Origin of the sequence: Pseudarthrobacter sp. LMD1-1-1.1, assembly GCF_040676255.1 — a bacterium.
In the GTDB taxonomy this organism is placed as follows: domain Bacteria; phylum Actinomycetota; class Actinomycetes; order Actinomycetales; family Micrococcaceae; genus Arthrobacter.
In genome coordinates, this window is sequence record NZ_JBEGHP010000022.1 from 89,435 (window position 1) to 108,264 (window position 18,830).

Below are 18,830 nucleotides of genomic sequence, written 5' to 3' on the forward strand. Positions count from 1 at the left end.
AGGCGGCGTTACAGCCGCCGGTATTCCAGGAGCGCCGCCGTGCCCATGCCACCGGCCATGCTGATCAGCGCCAGACCCAGGGCACCCTCGATGTCCGCCCGCCGCGCCTGGGCCAGCAGCCGGGTCACCAGCACGGCACCTGACGCCCCGTAGGCGTGCCCCAGCGCCAGCGCCCCGCCGTCGAGGTTTGCCCGGCCGGGAGCGATGCCCAGCTGGTCGAGGCACGCGAGTGTCTGCGAAGCGAACGCCTCGTTGAATTCCACCAGGTCCACCTCGTCCGCGTTCACGCCTGCAGCAGCCAACACACCCCGCGCAGCCGGAGCAGCGCCCATCCCCAGCACCTGCGGAGCCACCCCGGCGGTACCCGTGCCGCGCACCAGCAGGGCATCACGCACCCCCAGTCGGCGCGCCCGCGCAAGGGACGTTACGACGACGGCGGAGGCAGCGTCGGCGTCAAAGCAGGAGTTTCCGGCGGTGACAGTTCCTCCTGGCACAAAGGCGGCAGGGAACCGTGCCATGACAGCAGGGGTCAGGCCGGCCCGCGGGCCGCCGTCCGACGAGACGGTCCCCGCGGGGGTCTCCAGCGGCACGAGTTCGTCCATGAAGCGTCCGTCCCGGATGGCAGCGAGGGCTTTCCGGTGGCTGGCCAGCGCGAAGTCATCCTGGCGTTCGCGGGCAACACCGTACTCTTCGGCCACCGTTTCCGCGGCCACGCCCATGTCAGGGTCCCCGAAGCTGTCCGGCACGAACTGGGCGCGGCGGTAAAACTCCGGGCCGCCGTCGTCCTTCCTGTGCGCCCGCAGCGGCGCGGTGCTGGTGCTCTCCACTCCACCGGCCAAATACAGTGGTCCGCCGCCGGCCGCCACCAGTCGGGCGGCAAGGACGATTGCATCCAGGCCTGAACCGCACTGCCGGTCAACGGTGATCCCAGGCACGCCGGCCGGCAGTCCCGCCTCCAGCAGGGCAAGCCGCGCGACGTTCCCGCCCCCGCCCACGGCGTTGCCGATAACCACGTCGGTGACAGAGGCGGGATCCAGCGGCACTTCGGCCACCAGCTCCCGGAGGACCGGAGCCAGGAGTTCGTGGGCGCGCAGGTTCCGCAGGGCGCCGTTGACGGGGCACACGGGGGTCCGGCGCGCGGCGATGATGACCGGCTGGCGTTCGGGCGGCAGGAGGTCAGGCGGCAGCAGGTCAGGCGCCAAGGGCACGCACCCTGGGGTCGCGGGCGTTGATCCACTCCAGCAGGAGGTTCCGGCTGACCTTTCCGCGGTCCGTGGTGGGAAGCTCCTGGAGCAGGTAGTACTGCAAGGGCCGCTTGTGCCGGGACAGGATGTCCTCCAGGCCGGCCCGCAGCTGGGTGGCAGAAATTCCGCCGTGGGACGGCACCACACCAGCCACCACACGCTGGCCGCGCAAATCATCGGCCATCCCGGCGGCGACAGCTGCCGCAACCCCGGGAACGGCGGCCAGCGCCAGTTCCACCTCGTGCGGGTAGACGTTCCTCCCCGCTGTGAGGATCATGTCGGCACGCCGGCCAAGGATGTGCAGCTCACCGTCCGCCAGATAGCCCTGGTCCCCCACCGTGTACCAGTCGCCGAAGGACCGCAGCGCTTCGCCGTCGTCACCCCACAGGTAGCCGTTGCTCACCATGCCGCTGCGGACGCAGATGTTGCCGTAGCCGCCGTCGGGGACGGGTGCGCCGTCGTCATCGAGGATCCGGACGTCGACCCCTGGAAACGGCCGGCCGATACCGGTGCCGCCGGCGGTCGCAGCCTGGCCTGGGGCCAGGCCCAGGCCGGAGACGAAACTCAGTTCGGAGGCGCCGTAGTACTCGTAGATGGTGGCATTGGGAGCCCAGCGCCTGGCCGCTTCGAGGGTGCGGGCATCAAGCTTGGAACCGGCGCAGATGATGGTCCGCACGCTGGAGGCATCGACGCATCCGGTCATTCCGCGTTCGCTGAGCATCCGCAGCATAGTGGGCACCAGGACCAGCCGGGTGACCCGGTCGTGGGTGATGGCCGCATGGACGTCGCCGACGTCGAACGTCTCCAGCGTCTGGAACTCCGAACCGGCGTACAGGCACTCAGCCAGGGCGTAGAGGTTCAGGCTGGCCGCCAGCGGACCGGGTGCCAGGGTGACGTCATCCTGCCGAAGCCCGAAGAACTCGTTCGAGGCGTCGAAGGATTGCTGCCAGGACTGCCGGGAGCGGGTGAACGCTTTGGGTACGGCCGTGGTCCCGGAGGTGAGGCCGATCAGGAAGCTGGAGTCCGGCGGCCCGTCGACCAGCTGGTCATCCGGGGACACCGGGGCCGGACCGGCGCATGCTTCCACCCGCCGGATGATGTCTTCCTGCAGCGGGGCGGACCACGCCGGATCCAGGACGGCGCATTGCCGGCCGCCCGCCACGGCGGCCGCGAATTTCACGGCAAAGTCCACGGAATTGGCCTCGCACAGCGCCGTGACGGACGTGGTCCCGGCCACCAGTTCAGCGGCGGCGTCCCGCAGCTGCTCCCAGTCCAGGCGGCGTCCGGCGATCACGACGGCGGTGTCGTGCGGCCGCTGCCCGGCCCAGCGCTGGAGCTTGTCGAGGAAAGGCACGGATCAACTTTACCGGCCGGGCGGATTGAGGGCCCGGCCCGCGGGTAATGTGACGTTATGAGTTTCAATGACAACGTTCAGCTGGATCCCTCGCAGGTCCAGGACCGCCGGGGCATGGGCACCGGGGTGAAAGTGGGCGGCGGCATCGGCGGGGGCCTGGTCCTGCTGGTTGCCCTCCTCCTGGGCATCAACCCCAACCTGCTCGGCGGCCTGACCGACGGCGGCAACGCCGGGCAGTCACAGGGTACGGCGCCGGCCTGCAGCACCGGCGCTGACGCCGATGCCAGGCTGGATTGCCGGATCACGGGCACCGTCAACAGCCTTAACGCTTTTTGGCCCGGCTACCTGAAGCAGTACAACGTGCAGTACCCCCGGCCTGAAGCGGTCATCTTCAGCGGCGGCACCAACACTGCATGCGGTTCCGCGACCTCCGAGGTGGGACCCTTCTACTGCCCCACGGACACCACGGCGTACTTCGACCCCGGGTTCTTCCAGGAACTCGTGGACCGCTTTGGGTCCTCCGGCGGCCCCTTGGCGCAGGAGTATGTGGTGGCGCACGAGTTCGGCCACCACGTCCAGAACCTGCTCGGTGACCTGAAGCGGGCGCAGCAGGATCCGCAGGGACCCGAGTCCGGGTCCGTCCGCACCGAACTGCAGGCTGACTGCTACGCGGGACTGTGGGCCAAGTACGCCTCCACCACGCCGGACCCGGCCACAGGACAGCCGTACCTGGAGCCCCTCACCCCGCAGGATGTGAACGACGCATTGTCCGCCGCCGCGTCCGTGGGTGACGACCGCATCCAGAAGGCCGCCACCGGCCGAGTCTCCCCCGAAGGCTGGACGCACGGCTCCAGCGAGGAACGCCAGCGCTGGTTCTCGCGGGGCTACCAGTCCGGCGACATCAACCAGTGCGACACGTTCAGCGCCGCAACCCTCTAACCCGGCTCACCCCCATCGATTGCTGGGTAATTGCCGTTTTGAGAGGTCATAACGACATTTACGGAGCAGTCGACGGACCGACGACGACGGCCGGTCACCTTCGCGGAGAAGGTGACCGGCCGTCGTCGTACTTCAGGTTTGTCAGATGTTGAAGCCGAGGGCCCGCATCTGGTCCTTGCCGTCATCGGTGATCCGCTCGGGACCCCATGGCGGCATCCATACCCAGTTCAGGCGCCAGTCGTCCACAACGCCGTCCAGGGCCTGGCCCACCTGCTCCTCGAGCACATCGGTGAGCGGGCAGGCGGCGGTGGTGAGCGTCATGTCGATCAGGAGCGCGCCGTCCTCGTCGGAGTACTTCAGGCCGTACAGCAGCCCGAGGTCCACCACGTTAACGCCAAGCTCAGGATCGATGACGTCCTTGAGCGCCTCTTCGACGTCCTCCAGGGCTGTACGGCCCGGCTTGATTTCGGTCATGACAAGTCCTAACTAGGCCTGTACTGCGGCCTCGGCCGCGATGGTAGCTGCGCCGGCGCCCTTTGCGTAACGGTCGTAGCCTTCTTCCTCGAGACGGTCGGCCAGCTCGGGGCCGCCCTCCTCGACAACCTGGCCATCAACGAACACGTGGACGAATTCAGGCTTGATGTAGCGCAGGATACGCGTGTAGTGCGTGATGAGCAGCGTGCCCATGTTGCCCTCAGAGTGTGCGCGGTTGACGCCCTCGGAGACGATCTTCAGCGCGTCGACATCCAGGCCGGAGTCGGTCTCGTCCAGGACGGCGAACTTGGGCTTGAAGAGTTCCAGCTGGAGGATCTCCACGCGCTTCTTCTCGCCGCCGGAGAAGCCTTCGTTGACGTTGCGCTGGGCGAAGTCGGCATCGATGCGCAGCTTCTCCATGGCATCCTTGACGTCCTTGGTCCAGGTACGAAGCTTGGGTGCTTCGCCGTCAATTGCGGTCTTGGCGGTGCGCAGGAAGTTGGTCATGGTGACACCCGGAACCTCTACCGGGTACTGCATGGCCAGGAAGACGCCTGCACGGGCGCGCTCGTCAACGCTCATGGCCAGCACGTCCTCGCCGTCCAGCGTGATGGTGCCGCTGGTGACCGTGTAGCGCGGGTGGCCGGCGATGGTGGAGGCCAGGGTGGACTTGCCGGAGCCGTTGGGGCCCATGATGGCGTGCGTCTCGCCGGTCCGGATGGTCAGGCTGACGCCCTTCAGGATCTCCTTGGTGCCCTGCTCCGTCTCAATGCTGACGTGCAGGTCCTTGATCTCAAGAGTTGACATGCTCTTCTTTCTTTTCGCTCGTAAGTCTGATGCTGCGGGCGCTCAGTAGTTGTTTACTGCTGCACCGTTCAAAACGCTGGTGACGTCCACGTAGACGTCGTCTCCGTCGAGTTCGACGGCGAACACCGGAACAGGATCGTAGGCGGGAAGCTGCAGTGGCTGGCCGCTGCGCAGGTCGAACTGGGAGCCGTGGCCCCAGCACTCGATGGCGCAGCCTTCCACGTCGCCCTCGGACAGGGAAATGTCCGCGTGCGAGCAGGTGTCTCCAATGGCATGGATGTCCCCCATTGAATCCCGCACCACGGCTACGGGGTAGCCGTCGATCAGGATCCGCAGCGCCTGCTTGACCTGGATGTCATTGGCGCTGCAAACCAGCTCGCCCTTGGGTGTGCCGCTCATACGTTCCTGCCTGTCCCTAGTAGTCGATTGCCGCGAGTTCGCGTTCCACAGCCTCGGTCAGGCGCTCTTCGAGGGCCGGGACCTTGATCTGCTGGATGATCTCGTTCAGGAAGCCGCGGACCACCAGGCGGCGGGCAACATCCTCTGGGATGCCGCGGGCCATCAGGTAGAACAGGTGCTCGTCGTCGAACCGGCCGGTGGCACTTGCGTGGCCGGCGCCCTCGATCAGGCCGGTCTCGATCTCGAGGTTGGGCACGGAGTCCGCGCGGCAACCGTCGGTGAGTACCAGGTTCTGGTTCTTCTCGTAGGAGTCGGTTCCCTCAGCCTGCTTCTGGATCAGCACGTCGCCAACCCACACCGTGTGCGCACCCTTGCCCTGCAGCGCGCCCTTGTACAGGACGTTGGACTTGCAGTTGGCCACGTTGTGGTCCACGAAGGAGCGGTGCTCGAGGTGCTGGCCCGCATCGGCGTAGTACAGGCCCAGGAGCTGCGTCTCGGCACCTTCCCCGGCGAAGCGGACGTTGGAGTTCAGGCGCACGATCTTGCCGCCAAGCGTTACGGCAATGTGCTTGTATACGGCGTCCTTGGCAACCTCGGCATCGTGTTGTGCCAGGTGCTTGGCGTCGTCCCCCCACAGCTGCAGGGAAACCACCGTGAGGTGGGCGCCTTCGCCGACCAGGACCTCAACGTTGCCGTTGTGGTCTGCGGTGCCGTCGTGCTCAATGATCACGACGGAGCGGCTGTTGACTCCGGCTTGGATCACCACGTGGGAGTTGGTACGGCGTCCTGCAGCGTTGCCTGTCAGGACCAGTCGCACAGGCTCGTCCAACTCGGCGTTCGCAGGGATGGAGATGAGCTGGGCGTCGCCGGCGTTCGCGGAAGCCACGACGGCGGCCCGATCGGCGGGGACGAGGGTGGAGCCACGGGGGGCCTCACCTTCGCGAAGGGTCCGCTGGACCACGGATGCGGGCGCCTCGACCGAAAGGCTCAGGGCGCCGGCCTCCGACGGGGTATCGGACAGCAGGTTGGCCAGTTCGCGCACCGGGGTGAAGCGCCATTCCTCTTCCCGGCCGTTGGGCAGGGCGAAGTCGGCCACGTCATGGCTGGTGAGCCGCTCGGCGCGGGAGGCCATGACCTGGGTGCCGTGGCTGTGGTGGCGGTCAACCTTGGAGGCGACCAGGTGCTCGCCTTCCTCGGTGAAACCGGCGATCGACGGTGCGCCGATGCGCGCCTTCTCGGTAGTTGCTTCGGCAGTCATTAACCGACGGATCCTTCCATCTGGAGTTCGATGAGGCGGTTCAGCTCAAGGGCGTATTCCATGGGCAGCTCGCGGGCGATCGGCTCAATGAAGCCGCGCACGATCATGGCCATGGCCTCGTCCTCGGGCATGCCGCGGGACATGAGGTAGAAGAGCTGCTCCTCGCTGACGCGGGAAACGGTGGCCTCGTGTCCCAGCTGCACATCGTCCTCGCGGATGTCGATGTACGGGTAGGTGTCCGAGCGGGAAATGGTGTCCACCAGGAGCGCGTCGCAGCGCACGGTGTTGGCGGAGTGTTTGGCTCCTTCCCGGACCTGCACGAGGCCGCGGTAGGCTGCACGGCCGCCGCCGCGGGCCACCGACTTGGAGACGATGGAGCTCTTGGTGTTCGGCGCAATGTGCACCATCTTGGAGCCGGTGTCCTGGTGCTGGCCCTCGCCGGCGAACGCGATGGACAGGGTCTCGCCCTTGGCCCCTTCGCCTACGAGGTACACGGCCGGGTACTTCATGGTGACCTTGGAGCCGATGTTGCCGTCCACCCATTCCATGGTGGCGCCGGCTTCGCAGACCGCGCGCTTGGTCACCAGGTTGTACACGTTGTTGGACCAGTTCTGGATGGTGGTGTAGCGGACGCGGGCGCCCTTCTTCACGATGATTTCCACCACGGCGGAGTGCAGCGAGTCCGAGGTGTAGATAGGCGCCGTGCAGCCTTCGATGTAGTGGACGTAGGAGTCCTCGTCGGCGATGATCAGGGTCCGCTCGAACTGGCCCATGTTCTCGGTGTTGATGCGGAAGTACGCCTGCAGCGGGATGTCGACGTGGACGCCCTTGGGTACGTACACGAAGGAACCGCCGGACCACACTGAGGTGTTCAGCGACGCGAACTTGTTGTCGCCCACCGGAATCACGGTGCCGAAGTACTCCTGGAAGATCTCCGGGTGTTCCTTCAAAGCGGTGTCGGTGTCCAGGAAGATGACGCCCTGGGCCTCGAGGTCCTCACGGATCTGGTGGTACACCACCTCGGACTCGTACTGGGCGGCAACGCCGGAAACGAGGCGGCTGCGCTCGGCTTCCGGGATGCCCAGCTTCTCGTACGTGTTGCGGATGTCCTCCGGGAGGTCTTCCCAGGTGGCAGCCTGCTTCTCGGTGGAGCGGACAAAGTACTTGATGTTGTCGAAGTCGATGCCGGAGAGGTCTGCACCCCAGGTGGGCATGGGCTTGCGGTCGAAGTACTTCAGGCCCTTGAGGCGGAGGTCGAGCATCCATTCCGGCTCGCTCTTCTTGGCCGAGATGTCCCGGACTACCTCTTCATCGAGACCACGCCGTGCATTGGCGCCGACGTCGTTCTTGTCAGCCCAGCCGTACTCGTAGTTGCCGATGCCGTGGAGCTCGGGATTCTTCTCCAGAATCTCCGAGATCACAGTGTTTTCGGCTACTGCTTTCTCTGATAGTTGGTCCGTCATCACGGCCTTTCTTGCTGATGGTTGGTTACTTCGTCCAGGCGGGCGGGGGCTGCCGCCGGCGCGTTGGCCGGTCTGGCAGACAGCCTGCCTGTGGGAATGTGGGTGGTGCAGACGTGGCCACCACGGGCCAGGGTGGAAAGCCGGCGTACGTCCACTCCCACCAGCCTCGAGAAGACTTCCGTTTCGACGTCGCAGAACACCGGGAAGCGGGCGGCGAGCTGCTGGATGGGGCAGTGGCCCTGGCAGAGCTGCACGCTGGAAAGCGCCGCGGGCAGGGGTGCCTTGGCCTCGATGGAGGCGGCGGATGCCACGAAGTTGTCGCGGCTGAGGGCGGCCGACAGGGCGGTGGCGCGGTCCCTGATGTCCGGACCGGCTTTTTCCATTTCGGGCGCGTAGCGCCGTTCCATGTCCGCGAACCGCTCCTCGGCGAACGCCCGTACGGCGTCGGGGCCGGCCACCTTCTGCAGCTGCTGGAGGGCAAGTGCTGCAATGTCCAGGTAGTCATTGCCCAGGCTGGACTGGCCCTGCGAGCTGAGGACGTAGCGGCGTGCGGGCCGGCCGGCACCTGCTCCCGGCTTGGCAACCCGCTTGACCTCGATAATGCCGGCCCGGGACAGGTGGTCGAGGTGGCGCCGGACAGCGGCCGGGGTGAACCCCAGCATGTCCCCCAACTCGGCCGCACTGACGGGACCGTGTTCCAGGACGGCAGCAAGGACCCGGTCCCGGGTGCGCTCGTCGGCGTCCGCCACAGGACCGGACGCAGCGGGACCCGGCCCGGCAACAGGCACAGCGGTAGCGTTGGTCATGGAATACACAACACAATCATGTCGTAATTTAGTCCCGTGCTCCAGTAAGGGCAGGCTGACCTTGGCCGGCTGCACGCAAAACTCCAAGGATAGGGGACCTTCCTGACGGACGGCTCCATATACTACATCCCGTAGAATACTGTGGTGCGATCCCCCCAGTCCCCCGTCCTGTCCATCCATGGGCTCATCAAGGACGTAGGCCCCCTTTCCAGCCTGGACGGAAAGATGCTCAGGGTTGTCAGCGGCGTCTCCCTCACCGCGGAGCGCGGGCAGGTCACCGCCCTGCTGGGCGCGAACGGCGCCGGAAAGACGACGACCCTTGAGTGCGCCCAGGGCCTCCAGAAGCGCAGCGGCGGCAGCATCTCGCTGCTGGGCCAGGACCCCGCCACGGCAGGCGCCGACCTGCGCTCCCGCGTCGGTGTGATGCTGCAGGACGGCGGGCTTCCGCCGTCGGCCAGGCCACTGCCACTGTTGCGGCATATCGCCGGGCTGTACGCCCGCCCCTGGCCGTTGCAGGACCTGGTGGGCCGGCTCGGCATCGATACTTTCAGCCGCACCAGCGTCCGCCGGCTGTCCGGCGGCCAGAAGCAGCGCCTGGCACTCGCGGCAGCCCTGATCGGCAGGCCCGAAGTCCTGTTCCTGGACGAGCCCAGCGCCGGCCTGGACCCGCAGTCCCGCCAGCTGGTGTTCGACCTGATTGCCGAACTGCGCGACGGCGGCATGGGAATCATCCTCACCACCCACCTCATGGACGACGCCCAGCGCCTTGCGGACTATGTGTACATCATCGACGGCGGCCGCAACGTCGCCGAAGGAACCGTCCATGAGCTGCTGCAGCGCAGCCCCGTGGCGGACCATGCCGGCGAGCACGTCCGGACCCTAGTGTTCGAAGCACCCGCCGGGCTGGACCTGGCTGCCGTGCTGCCGGACGGCGTCGACGTCTCCGAAACCCGCGCGGGCAGCTACGCCGTCACCGGCGCCCTCACGCCCCGCCACCTCTCTGCGCTTGCCCAGTGGTGGGAAGCAAAGGACATCATGCCGGCGTCGATGAGCCTCCAGGCGCGTAGCCTTGAAGACGTCTTTTTGGATATCTCGGGAAAGGACATCCGATGAGTACCGCAGCGATCCGGGAGACGCAGCAGCCCGCGTCCCTGCTGCGCCGCGTCCTCCTGCAGGGCAAATACGAGGCACTGACCATGCTGCGCAACGGCGAACAGCTGATCCTGGCCGTGGTGCTGCCCCTGCTGGCACTGGTCGGCCTGACGGTGACGCCCTTCCTCGACGGAATGGGCTCCAGCCGTATTAACGTGGCCGTTCCGGGCATCCTGGCCCTGTGCGCCATGTCCACGGCTTTCACCGGCCAGGGCATCGCCACCGGCTTCGACCGCCGCTACGGGGTACTCCGGTTCCTGTCCACGACGCCCCTTGGGCGCGGCGGCCTGATCGCCGGCAAGGTTCTCTCGGTGCTGGCCGTCCTCTGCCTCCAGGTGGTGGTGGTGGGCCTTGTTGCCCTGGCGCTGGGGTGGCAGCCGACGGCGGCCGGCTGGCTCCCCGGGCTTGCGCTGCTGGCACTGGGCGCAGCGGCTTTCACTGCCCTGGGGCTGCTGGTGGCCGGAACCGTCCGGCCGGAAGCGACGCTGGCGATCACTAACCTGCTGTGGATCCTCCTCGGTGCCATGGGCGGGATCGTCATCCCGGCCGAACGGCTGCCCGCCGCGGCGCAGGCCGTCGTCCATTTCCTGCCTTCCGGCGCCCTCGGTGAATCGATGCGCGCCGCTTTCCTGGGCGGGGCCGTGAACGGCGGCGCCGCCCTGATCCTGCTGCTCTGGACAGTCATTGCCGGAGCCGCAGCCATCCGTTGGTTCAAGTGGAATTGAGATAATCGTGACCACGGCTTCACGCCTTCCCCAGCTTGCCGGCCGCCTGGCGTCGCGGCTCCCCCGCACGGTGGACGTCCGCATCCGCCGCCTCGCCGTCGCATCCCTGATCGGCCAGACGCTTCTGGTGGTCACGGGCGGCGCTGTCCGCCTCACGGCCTCAGGCCTTGGCTGCCCCACCTGGCCCCGCTGCACCTCGGACTCGATCGTGAACACTCCCGAGATGGGCATCCACGGCTTCATCGAGTTCGGCAACCGGCTCCTGACCTTCGCGCTGGCCGCTGTGGCCGCGCTCATGCTGGTCTACTTGTGGAACCTGCGGAAGGAACGCAAGGACCTCTTCCTGCTGGCCCTCGGACTGCTCGCCAGCATCCCCGCACAGGCCGTCATCGGCGGCGTTACCGTGCTCACCAACCTCAACCCGTGGGTGGTGGGCCTGCACTTCCTGGTGTCGATGGCCCTGGTGGTGTTCTCCACCCTGCTGGTGAACCGCGCCTTCGGCCGGACCGGCCGCTTCCCCGCAGGCCGCCCCGCGGAACTGCCGGCCGTGCTGCGTCCGGTGACGGCCGCCGTCGCACTCTTCTCCGCCGTGGCCGTGATGCTCGGTGTGGTGGTCACGGGTGCAGGTCCCCACGCAGGTGACGCCGACGCTCCCCGCAACGACCTGGACTGGGACCTGTTCTCCCACATCCACGCAGTGCCGGCATACCTGGTCACCGCCGGCACCGTGGTGGCCTTGGTGCTGGTCATTCGCCGCCGCATTTCGGGACCGTTCCGGACGGCAGTCCTGATGCTCCTGGGCGTTACCGTGCTGCAGGCCATCATCGGGTTCACGCAGTACTACAACGGCATTCCGGCGTTGCTGGTGGCAGCGCACATGCTCGGCGCGGCGCTGCTCATGGCAGCCTCGACCAATGCCTGGGACATCGCGCGGTCCAGCAAGGTGAAATAGCCTCCAGCGCATCTGGCGCCAGGCGCCCCGGTCCACGTCAGGACCGGGGCGCCTCCCTTTTAAGTCCGCTGGCTAGCGGCCGGCTGCGGCGACGCTGCCCCGGCAGCCAGCGCCGAAGGCAGGATCCAGGTTCTCGATGCCGTCGGCGGAAACCTGAAGGACCCGGGCCGTGGCAATGTCATAGAAAAGTCCCGTGGCCTGGACCGTCCCATCGGCCAGTGCGGGGCCGGCCACCGGATGGTCCTGGAGCTTTGCCAGCTGCACGGCCACGTTGACCATCGAGAGCTGGTCAACGGTCCCGTAGCCCGCTGCGGCGGCCTGCTTGCCCACCGGGTGCCCAGCCAGCAGTGCCGCATAGCTGGGCCGGGCGTGGTCCAGCCACTGGGTGAACGCCGGGCCCAGGGAACTGTTGTCTCCGCTGTCGGCTTCCGCAAGGAGCGCGTTCATGGCACCGCAGTTGGAGTGCCCGCAAATGACCAGGGACTGCACCCGCAGGCCGTTGACGGCAAAGGACAGGGCCGAATCAATCGAGGCGTCCCGCCCGTGGCTGCACACCACGTTGCCGATGTTCCGCAGCGTGAGCAGATCTCCGGGGCCGCTGCTGGTGATCAGGTTCGGGTTGACGCGGGAATCGACGCAGGCCACGAACAGGCTGTCAGGGTTCTGGCCTTCCGTCAGGTCATGGACCAGCGGACGGACCTGGTGGGCAAACCGGCGGTGGTACTTGTTGACCCCCACCAGCAGGGGTTCCTTCCGCGGCGGGAGCGGCAGTTCGGTGGCTTCCTCGCGCCTGGGTGCCTGGTGACCGGCATCCTGGAAAACGGTGTTGCCGTGTTCCTCAAGGCGCACGGTTCCACCGGTGGCCTGGTGCTGCAGCTGCCAGGCGAGCAGGGCTTCACGGAAAGAGTGGTCGACGTAGTCCGCGTTCAGCTCCACCACCACGTTCCTGCCGGCCGGTACAACCTGGAGAACGGGGTTGAGCTTTGGCAGCGCGAAGAAGCTGCACGAACCGGCGATCGTCACGCGCCAGGGCGACGACGGGGCGGCCGGCGGGTGGGCATGGATCTGGGCCCGCAGGACACGCCAGAGGACGTTGGCGGCGGCAAGCGCAAGGCCGATCATGACGCCCTCAAGCAGGTTCAGGAACACCACGCAGACCAGGGTCACCGCATAGATCGGGAGATCCCCGGTCCGCAGGCTGGTGCGGATGTCCGCCACTTTGATCAGGCGGGCACCGATCACCACCAGCAGGCCGGCCAGGACAGCCAACGGAATCAGCTGGATCAGACCGGAGAAGAGGGCCGAGAACGCAAGGATCCACACCCCATGCAGCACCGCGGACGTGCGCGTGGCCGCGCCCGCTTCCACATTGGTGGCGCTGCGCACGATCACACCCGTCACCGGTAGGCCGCCCAGCGACCCGGAGAGGATGTTTGCCGTACCCTGCCCAATAAGCTCCCGGTTGAGGTTTGTCCGCGGACCGGTTTGCATCTTGTCCACGGCCACAGCGGACAGAAGGGACTCGATACTGGCGATCAGCGCCATGGTCATGACGGCGAACGCGAAGGCGCGCCAGTTTCCGTCAGGGAGCTGCGGCAGGGCGATGGCGTCGACGATGGACCCGTCCAGGGATATGCGTTCAACGCCGGGCGCAAAAGCCACGGACAGTGCGGTTCCTGCCGCGACGGCGGCCAAGGGCCCGGGAATCCGCCGGACAGCGGCGGGCAGGAACTTCCAGCACAGCAGGATCGCCACGACGGCCAGCCCCAGCAGGGCCGCGTGCAGCTCGAGGTTGGTAATGGCCGCCGGGAGTCCGGCGAGGTTCTCCAGGGCGGATCCGGCGGGCCGGGACCCGAGAATCACGTGCAGTTGTTGCAGGATGATGGTGACGCCGATGCCGGCGAGCATGGCCTTGACCACTACCGGCGACACCGCCAGGGCGGCCCTTCCCACCCGGCTGAAACCCAGCAAAAGCTGGACGACGCCGGCGGCCGCGGTGATGGCGCAGGTCACCTGCCAGCCGAATTCCTGGACGAGGCCAGCCACGACGACGGTCAGTCCGGCCGCCGGTCCACTCACCTGGAGGGGTGAGCCGCCGAGGCTTCCGGCCACGATCCCCCCGATGGTGGCGGCGATAAGTCCCGCCATGATGGGCGCCCCGGAGGCCGCTGCAATCCCCAGCGAGAGCGGGAGTGCCACCAGGAACACCACCAGCGATGCCGGCACGTCGGCGCCAAGGTGGGCGAAGAAGGGAGGGCGGGACAGGAACCGGCGGCGGCCTCCGCCGCCTCCTCCGGGCGGGCTGTGGCTGGGGGCGGAGACGGCAGCGGGACGGGCTTCCATGGGGATTTCCTTTGGTCGCGGGAAGGGTCCGCTCCACCGTAAGCATCCGGTCACCGGCAATGACAGTTAATGTGATAGATATGACAAACTTGTCACATTTGTCCTGTCGACGATTAAAGCACAACGGCGGCTCCTGCCTGAGCAGGAGCCGCCGTGGTGCCAGGCCGCAGTGGCTAGCCGGGCATGACAGCACTTCCAACGAAGGGGTCCACCGCGAGGGCGATAAACAGCAGCGTCAGGTAGCTGATGGAACCGTGGAACACCTTCATGGCGCGCTTGTCGGAAATATCCTCGCGGTGGGCGCGGGAGTACAGCGCATGGGACTCATAGAGGAACCAGGCGCCCGCGACGACGGCCGTCACCGTGTACACCCAGCCCGCCCCGCCGGCCGGGATCATCAGCAAGGAGGAGGCCACCATGGCCCAGGCGTACAGCACCACCTGGACAGAGACGACCTTGGCCCCGGCGATGGCTCCAAGCATGGGGACGTTGGCGTTCCGGTAGTCCTCGCCATAGCGCATGGACAGGGGCCAGTAGTGCGGCGGCGTCCAAAGGAAGATCACCATGAACAGGATGACGGCGGGCCACTCCACCGAGTTGGTCACGGCAGCCCACGCGATCAGCACCGGGAAGCAGCCTGCGGCACCGCCCCATACGATGTTCTGCGCCGTGCGGCGCTTGAGGATCATGGTGTAGATGACCACGTAGAAGAAGATGGCACCCAGGCCCAGCCAGGCAGAGAGCGGATTGGCGCCGAACCACAGGATCACGATGGCGGCTGCTCCCAGCAGCCAGGAAAAGACCAGGGCTTCCCGCGGGGTGACTTCGCCGGTAACCAGCGGCCTGTTCTCCGTCCGGTGCATCAGCTTGTCGATGTCCCGGTCGATGTAGCAGTTGAAGGCTCCGGCGCTGCCGGCAGCAAAGGCGCCGCCCACCAGTGTGGCAAGGATCAGCCCGATGGACGGGAAGCCCCGCTCGGCGTAGATCATGGTGGGCAGGGTGCTCACCAGAAGCAGCTCGATCACGCGCGGCTTGGTGAGGGCGAGATACGCCTTGGCCTTACGGGCAAACCCGATGCCGGAGGCCCGGGATGCGTTCAGCGGCGTATCTGTTGTGCTCACGGTGGCAGTCACCCGTTCTGTGTGGCAGTTGAGGCTGGCAGGCAGCTCCGGTCGTGCGGCCCGGACCCGGGCACGGCACTTAAGGAAGGAAACGCTTCACGTGCGTGCAACAGCCGGGACACCCCGGGCGGCGATAGGGATGCGCGCCCGGCGTTGGCCTCCGATTATCATACCGCGCCAACGGCCCTGCCCCCGCCCCGCACTATGCGCAATTGATCGCTCGCAGGCCCATTCGAGCAGATTAACTCAACCCTCCGTGAAGGTCATTCACAAAAGGGGAAATTGCGTCCAAAACGTGAGATTTGCGCCGCCCGCAGTATGGATAAGAGCTAAGCTGTCACCAGATCAGCACGCAGCAAGAAAGCGGTGGAAAACGCATTCCCGCTTGCTGTCCGTGACTGAATGCAAGGATCAACGTTTCGATGGTGAACGGCTGGTACACACCGCAGCGGGCGCCAAACAGCGCGCCCTTGGACGGATCCGGTGTACCGCCGCCATCAGCACAGAGAGGGGCCCGGTTTTCGTGCCACATTTGGAAGAGCAAGAACTGTCATGGACCAGCTTGGACCAGCGCGCCGTGGACACCATCCGTGTCCTCGCCGCGGACGCGGTGGAGAAGGTGGGCAACGGCCACCCCGGCACTGCCATGAGCCTGGCCCCCGCCGCATACCTTCTCTTCCAGAAGCTGATGCGCCATGACCCGCGCGATCCGCAGTGGCTTGGCCGTGACCGGTTCATCCTGTCCCCCGGCCACACGTCCCTGACGCTCTACATCCAGCTTTTCCTTTCCGGCTATGGCCTGGAACTCAAGGACCTTGAGGCCCTGCGCACCTGGGGCTCGCTGACTCCCGGCCACCCCGAGTACAAGCACACCGCCGGCGTGGAGATCACCACGGGCCCGCTGGGCCAGGGCCTGGCGTCCTCGGTGGGATTCGCCTACTCCCAGCGCCGGCAGCGTGGCCTGTTCGACGCCGATGCTCCCGCCGGCGAGTCGCCGTTTGACCACACCATCTGGGTCATCGCCTCCGACGGCGACCTCCAGGAAGGTGTCACGTCCGAGGCGTCCTCACTGGCGGGCCACCAGGAACTGGGCAACCTCGTGGTGATCTACGACGAGAACCACATCTCCATCGAAGACGACACCGACATCGCGTTCACCGAGGATGTCCTGAAGCGTTACGAGGCCTACGGCTGGCACACCCAGCGCGTGGACTGGACCCGGACCGGCGAATACAAGGAAGACGTCCAGGAGCTCTACAGCGCCCTGCTCGCCGCCAAGGCCGAAACCTCCAAGCCGTCCATCATCTCGCTGCGCACCATCATCGGCTACCCGGCCCCCAAGAAGCAGAACACCGGCAAGATCCACGGTTCCGCCCTTGGCGCCGAAGAGGTGGCCGCACTGAAGGAGGTGCTGGGCTTCGACCCCGCCAAGTCCTTCGAGGTGGACCAGGAAGTCCTGGACCACGCCCGCGCAGTGGTGGAACGCGGCGCCGCAGAACACAAGGCCTGGGAAGAATCCTTCAACGCCTGGCGTGAAGCCAACCCGGAGGGCGCCGCCCTCCTCCAGCGCATCGAGGCGCAGGAACTCCCTGCCGACGTCGACGCCGCGCTTCCGGTCTTCCCGGCCGGCAAGGATGTCTCCACCCGGGCAGCCTCCGGCAAGGTCCTGAACGCCCTCGGCCCGGTCCTGCCCGAGTTGTGGGGCGGCTCCGCCGACCTGGCAGAGTCCAACAACACCACCATCGAGGGTTCCCCGTCCTTCGTGCCTGCCTCCAAGCAGACCGGTGCCTGGTCCGGCAACCCGTATGGCCGGGTACTGCACTTTGGTATCCGCGAGCACGCCGCAGCGTCGATCGTGAACGGCATCAGCCTGGCGGGCAACACCCGTGCGTTCTCCGGAACCTTCCTGATCTTCAGCGACTACCAGCGTCCTGCCATCCGCCTCGGCGCCCTGATGGGTGTCCCGTCCCTGTACGTCTGGACGCACGACTCCATCGGCCTGGGTGAGGACGGCCCCACCCACCAGCCCGTGGAACAGCTCGCATCGCTGCGCGCCATCGTGGGCCTGGACGTGGTCCGCCCCGGTGACGCGAACGAAGTGGCGGCAGCCTGGAAGACCATGCTGGAGAACCACTCCAACCCGGCAGGCATCGTGCTGACCCGCCAGAACATTCCCACGTGGGAACGCGGTACGGGCGACGCCGACGGCGACACTTTCGCGTCCACGGCAGGCGTGGCGAAGGGCGGCTACGTGCTGGCCGAGGCATCGAAGGACGGCGCCACCGTTCCGGCTGATGTGATCCTGATTGCCACCGGCTCCGAGGTCCAGCTGGCCGTCCAGGCCCGCGAAGCCCTCCAGGCCGACGGCATCGCCGCCCGCGTGGTGTCCATGCCCTGCGTTGAGTGGTTCAAGAAGCAGGACGCCGCCTACCGCGAATCCGTGCTGCCGGCCGCCGTCAAGGCCCGCGTCTCGGTCGAGGCCGGACTGGCCCTGGGCTGGCGCGAATTCGTCGGCGACGCCGGACGGTCCGTCAGCCTCGAACACTACGGCGCTTCCGCTGACTACAAGCGCCTCTTCCAGGAGTTCGGCATCACGGCAGAAGCTGTCGCCGCCGCCGCCAAGGACTCCCTCTCCAGCCTCCAGGCCTGAAACCTAAACTTTTAGGAGATATAACAATGACTACTCCCACCCAGCAGCTTTCCGACGCCGGTGTCTCCATCTGGCTCGATGACCTTTCCCGCGGACGCCTGGAAACCGGCACCCTCCGCAAGCTCATCGAAGAAAAGAACGTGGTTGGTGTGACCACCAACCCGTCCATCTTCCACGCCGCCATCACCTCCGGTACCGACTACGACCACATCATCGCCGGCAAGGCAGCAGAAGGCGCCAGCGTGGAGGACACGATCTTCGAGATCACCACCACCGACGTCGCCGATGCCTGCGACCTGTTCGCCCCGGTCGCTGCCGCCACGAGGGGCGTCGACGGCCGGGTCTCCATCGAGGTCGACCCGCGCCTTGCCTGGGACACCGCAGGAACCATCGCCGAGGCTAAGCACCTCTACCAGCGCGTCAACAAGGACAACGTCCACATCAAGATCCCGGCCACGCTCGAAGGCCTCGAAGCCATCACGGCAACCCTGGCCGAGGGCATCAGCGTCAACGTGACCCTGATCTTCTCCCTGGAGCGCTACCGCGCCGTCATCAACGCCTTCCAGTCCGGCCTGGAGCGGGCCAAGGAAAACGGCCACGACCTGTCGAAGATCCACTCCGTTGCGTCCTTCTTCGTTTCCCGCGTGGACACCGAGATCGACAAGCGCCTCGACAAGATCGGCACCGATGAGGCCAAGGCCCTCAAGGGCAAGGCCGGCGTGGCCAACGCCCGCCTTGCCTACCAGGTCTACGAGGAGCTCTTTGCCACCGAACGCTGGGCCCTGCTGGCCGACGCCGGCGCACTCCCCCAGCGCCCCCTGTGGGCCTCCACCGGCGTGAAGGACCCCGCGTACCCGGACACCCTGTACGTCACCGAACTCGTGGCCCCCGGCGTCGTGAACACCATGCCGGAAAAGACCCTGGACGCCACCTTCGACCACGGCGTGGTCACCGGTGACACCGTCACCGGCACCTATGATGAGGCGAACGCAACCCTCGACGCCCTGGAAAAGCTCGGCGTCTCCTACAACGAGGTCGTCGCGCTCCTTGAAACCGAAGGCCTGGACAAGTTCGTGGCCAGCTGGAAGGAACTGCTGGCCGACGTCGAAGGCGCCCTCGCCTCTGCACGAAAGGCTTCCTAAC

The 18,830-nt window shown here is 66.7% G+C and carries 16 protein-coding genes; 6 read left to right on the forward strand and 10 right to left on the reverse strand.

The genetic code is table 11. The features are described 5' to 3' along the window. Positions 1-8 precede the first annotated feature (8 nt). Both MRBLMD1_RS11030 and MRBLMD1_RS11035 read right to left on the reverse strand, forming a co-directional pair. The gene (locus tag MRBLMD1_RS11030; RefSeq protein ID WP_364400416.1) at positions 9-1,187 is read right to left on the reverse strand and encodes a thiolase family protein; all 1,179 of its coding nucleotides are present in this window, start codon (positions 1,185-1,187) and stop codon (positions 9-11) included. 4 nt (positions 1,188-1,191) lie between these two features. Then, positions 1,192-2,598 carry a class I adenylate-forming enzyme family protein gene (locus tag MRBLMD1_RS11035; protein ID WP_364399465.1) on the reverse strand — a complete coding sequence of 469 codons (1,407 nt, stop codon included), beginning with the start codon at positions 2,596-2,598 and terminating at the stop codon, positions 1,192-1,194. Positions 2,599-2,655: 57 nt separating this feature from the next. Here MRBLMD1_RS11035 and ypfJ point away from each other — a divergent pair, with 57 nt between their 5' ends. Next, positions 2,656-3,537, forward strand: a complete 882-nt coding sequence (gene ypfJ / locus MRBLMD1_RS11040; RefSeq protein ID WP_159632040.1) for a KPN_02809 family neutral zinc metallopeptidase — start codon at positions 2,656-2,658, stop codon at positions 3,535-3,537. A gap of 141 nt (positions 3,538-3,678) precedes the next feature. Here ypfJ and MRBLMD1_RS11045 read toward each other — a convergent pair whose 3' ends face one another. From MRBLMD1_RS11045 to MRBLMD1_RS11070, 6 genes are read right to left on the reverse strand one after another with little or no spacing between them, the layout of a single operon-like run. Beyond that, positions 3,679-4,011, reverse strand: coding sequence for a metal-sulfur cluster assembly factor (locus tag MRBLMD1_RS11045; RefSeq protein WP_110543073.1), 333 nt, complete (start codon positions 4,009-4,011; stop codon positions 3,679-3,681). A gap of 12 nt (positions 4,012-4,023) precedes the next feature. Continuing rightward, positions 4,024-4,818 (reverse strand): Fe-S cluster assembly ATPase SufC, encoded by a 795-nt coding sequence (gene sufC / locus MRBLMD1_RS11050; protein WP_224026050.1) that lies wholly within the window; start codon positions 4,816-4,818, stop codon positions 4,024-4,026. Between the two features lie 42 nt (positions 4,819-4,860). Further along, a complete protein-coding gene (locus MRBLMD1_RS11055) occupies positions 4,861-5,217 on the reverse strand; it encodes a non-heme iron oxygenase ferredoxin subunit (RefSeq protein ID WP_224026049.1) in 357 nt (118 codons plus the stop codon). A gap of 16 nt (positions 5,218-5,233) precedes the next feature. Then, positions 5,234-6,475, reverse strand: coding sequence for a Fe-S cluster assembly protein SufD (gene sufD, locus MRBLMD1_RS11060; RefSeq protein WP_159632043.1), 1,242 nt, complete (start codon positions 6,473-6,475; stop codon positions 5,234-5,236). Beyond that, the gene (gene sufB, locus MRBLMD1_RS11065; protein ID WP_159632044.1) at positions 6,475-7,938 is read right to left on the reverse strand and encodes a Fe-S cluster assembly protein SufB; all 1,464 of its coding nucleotides are present in this window, start codon (positions 7,936-7,938) and stop codon (positions 6,475-6,477) included. Before sufB ends, sufD begins: the two co-directional genes overlap by 1 nt. Beyond that, entirely contained in the window at positions 7,938-8,744 is an 807-nt protein-coding gene (locus MRBLMD1_RS11070) for a helix-turn-helix transcriptional regulator (RefSeq protein ID WP_364399469.1), read from the reverse strand. Before MRBLMD1_RS11070 ends, sufB begins: the two co-directional genes overlap by 1 nt. A gap of 144 nt (positions 8,745-8,888) precedes the next feature. On the opposite strand from MRBLMD1_RS11070, the gene MRBLMD1_RS11075 reads away from it, so the two are divergent. The 3 genes from MRBLMD1_RS11075 to MRBLMD1_RS11085 are packed head-to-tail and all read left to right on the forward strand — an operon-like array spanning position 8,889 to position 11,573. Next, entirely contained in the window at positions 8,889-9,857 is a 969-nt protein-coding gene (locus tag MRBLMD1_RS11075; RefSeq protein WP_224026047.1) for an ABC transporter ATP-binding protein, read from the forward strand. After that, positions 9,854-10,621 carry an ABC transporter permease gene (locus tag MRBLMD1_RS11080; protein WP_275180084.1) on the forward strand — a complete coding sequence of 256 codons (768 nt, stop codon included), beginning with the start codon at positions 9,854-9,856 and terminating at the stop codon, positions 10,619-10,621. Before MRBLMD1_RS11075 ends, MRBLMD1_RS11080 begins: the two co-directional genes overlap by 4 nt. Before the next feature lie 7 nt (positions 10,622-10,628). Then, positions 10,629-11,573 carry a COX15/CtaA family protein gene (locus tag MRBLMD1_RS11085; RefSeq protein WP_224026045.1) on the forward strand — a complete coding sequence of 315 codons (945 nt, stop codon included), beginning with the start codon at positions 10,629-10,631 and terminating at the stop codon, positions 11,571-11,573. 72 nt (positions 11,574-11,645) lie between these two features. On the opposite strand, the gene MRBLMD1_RS11090 is transcribed toward MRBLMD1_RS11085, so the two are convergent. Then, entirely contained in the window at positions 11,646-13,916 is a 2,271-nt protein-coding gene (locus MRBLMD1_RS11090) for a bifunctional SulP family inorganic anion transporter/carbonic anhydrase (RefSeq protein ID WP_364399472.1), read from the reverse strand. A 173-nt stretch (positions 13,917-14,089) separates the two neighbouring features. After that, positions 14,090-15,049, reverse strand: coding sequence for a heme o synthase (locus tag MRBLMD1_RS11095; RefSeq protein ID WP_159632050.1), 960 nt, complete (start codon positions 15,047-15,049; stop codon positions 14,090-14,092). A 520-nt stretch (positions 15,050-15,569) separates the two neighbouring features. On the opposite strand from MRBLMD1_RS11095, the gene tkt reads away from it, so the two are divergent. Beyond that, the gene (gene tkt, locus MRBLMD1_RS11100) at positions 15,570-17,687 is read left to right on the forward strand and encodes a transketolase (protein ID WP_364399474.1); all 2,118 of its coding nucleotides are present in this window, start codon (positions 15,570-15,572) and stop codon (positions 17,685-17,687) included. 26 nt (positions 17,688-17,713) lie between these two features. Beyond that, positions 17,714-18,829: a transaldolase gene (tal, locus tag MRBLMD1_RS11105; protein ID WP_364399476.1), complete on the forward strand. Its 1,116-nt coding sequence runs from the start codon at positions 17,714-17,716 to the stop codon at positions 18,827-18,829. Position 18,830: the final 1 nt, after the last annotated feature.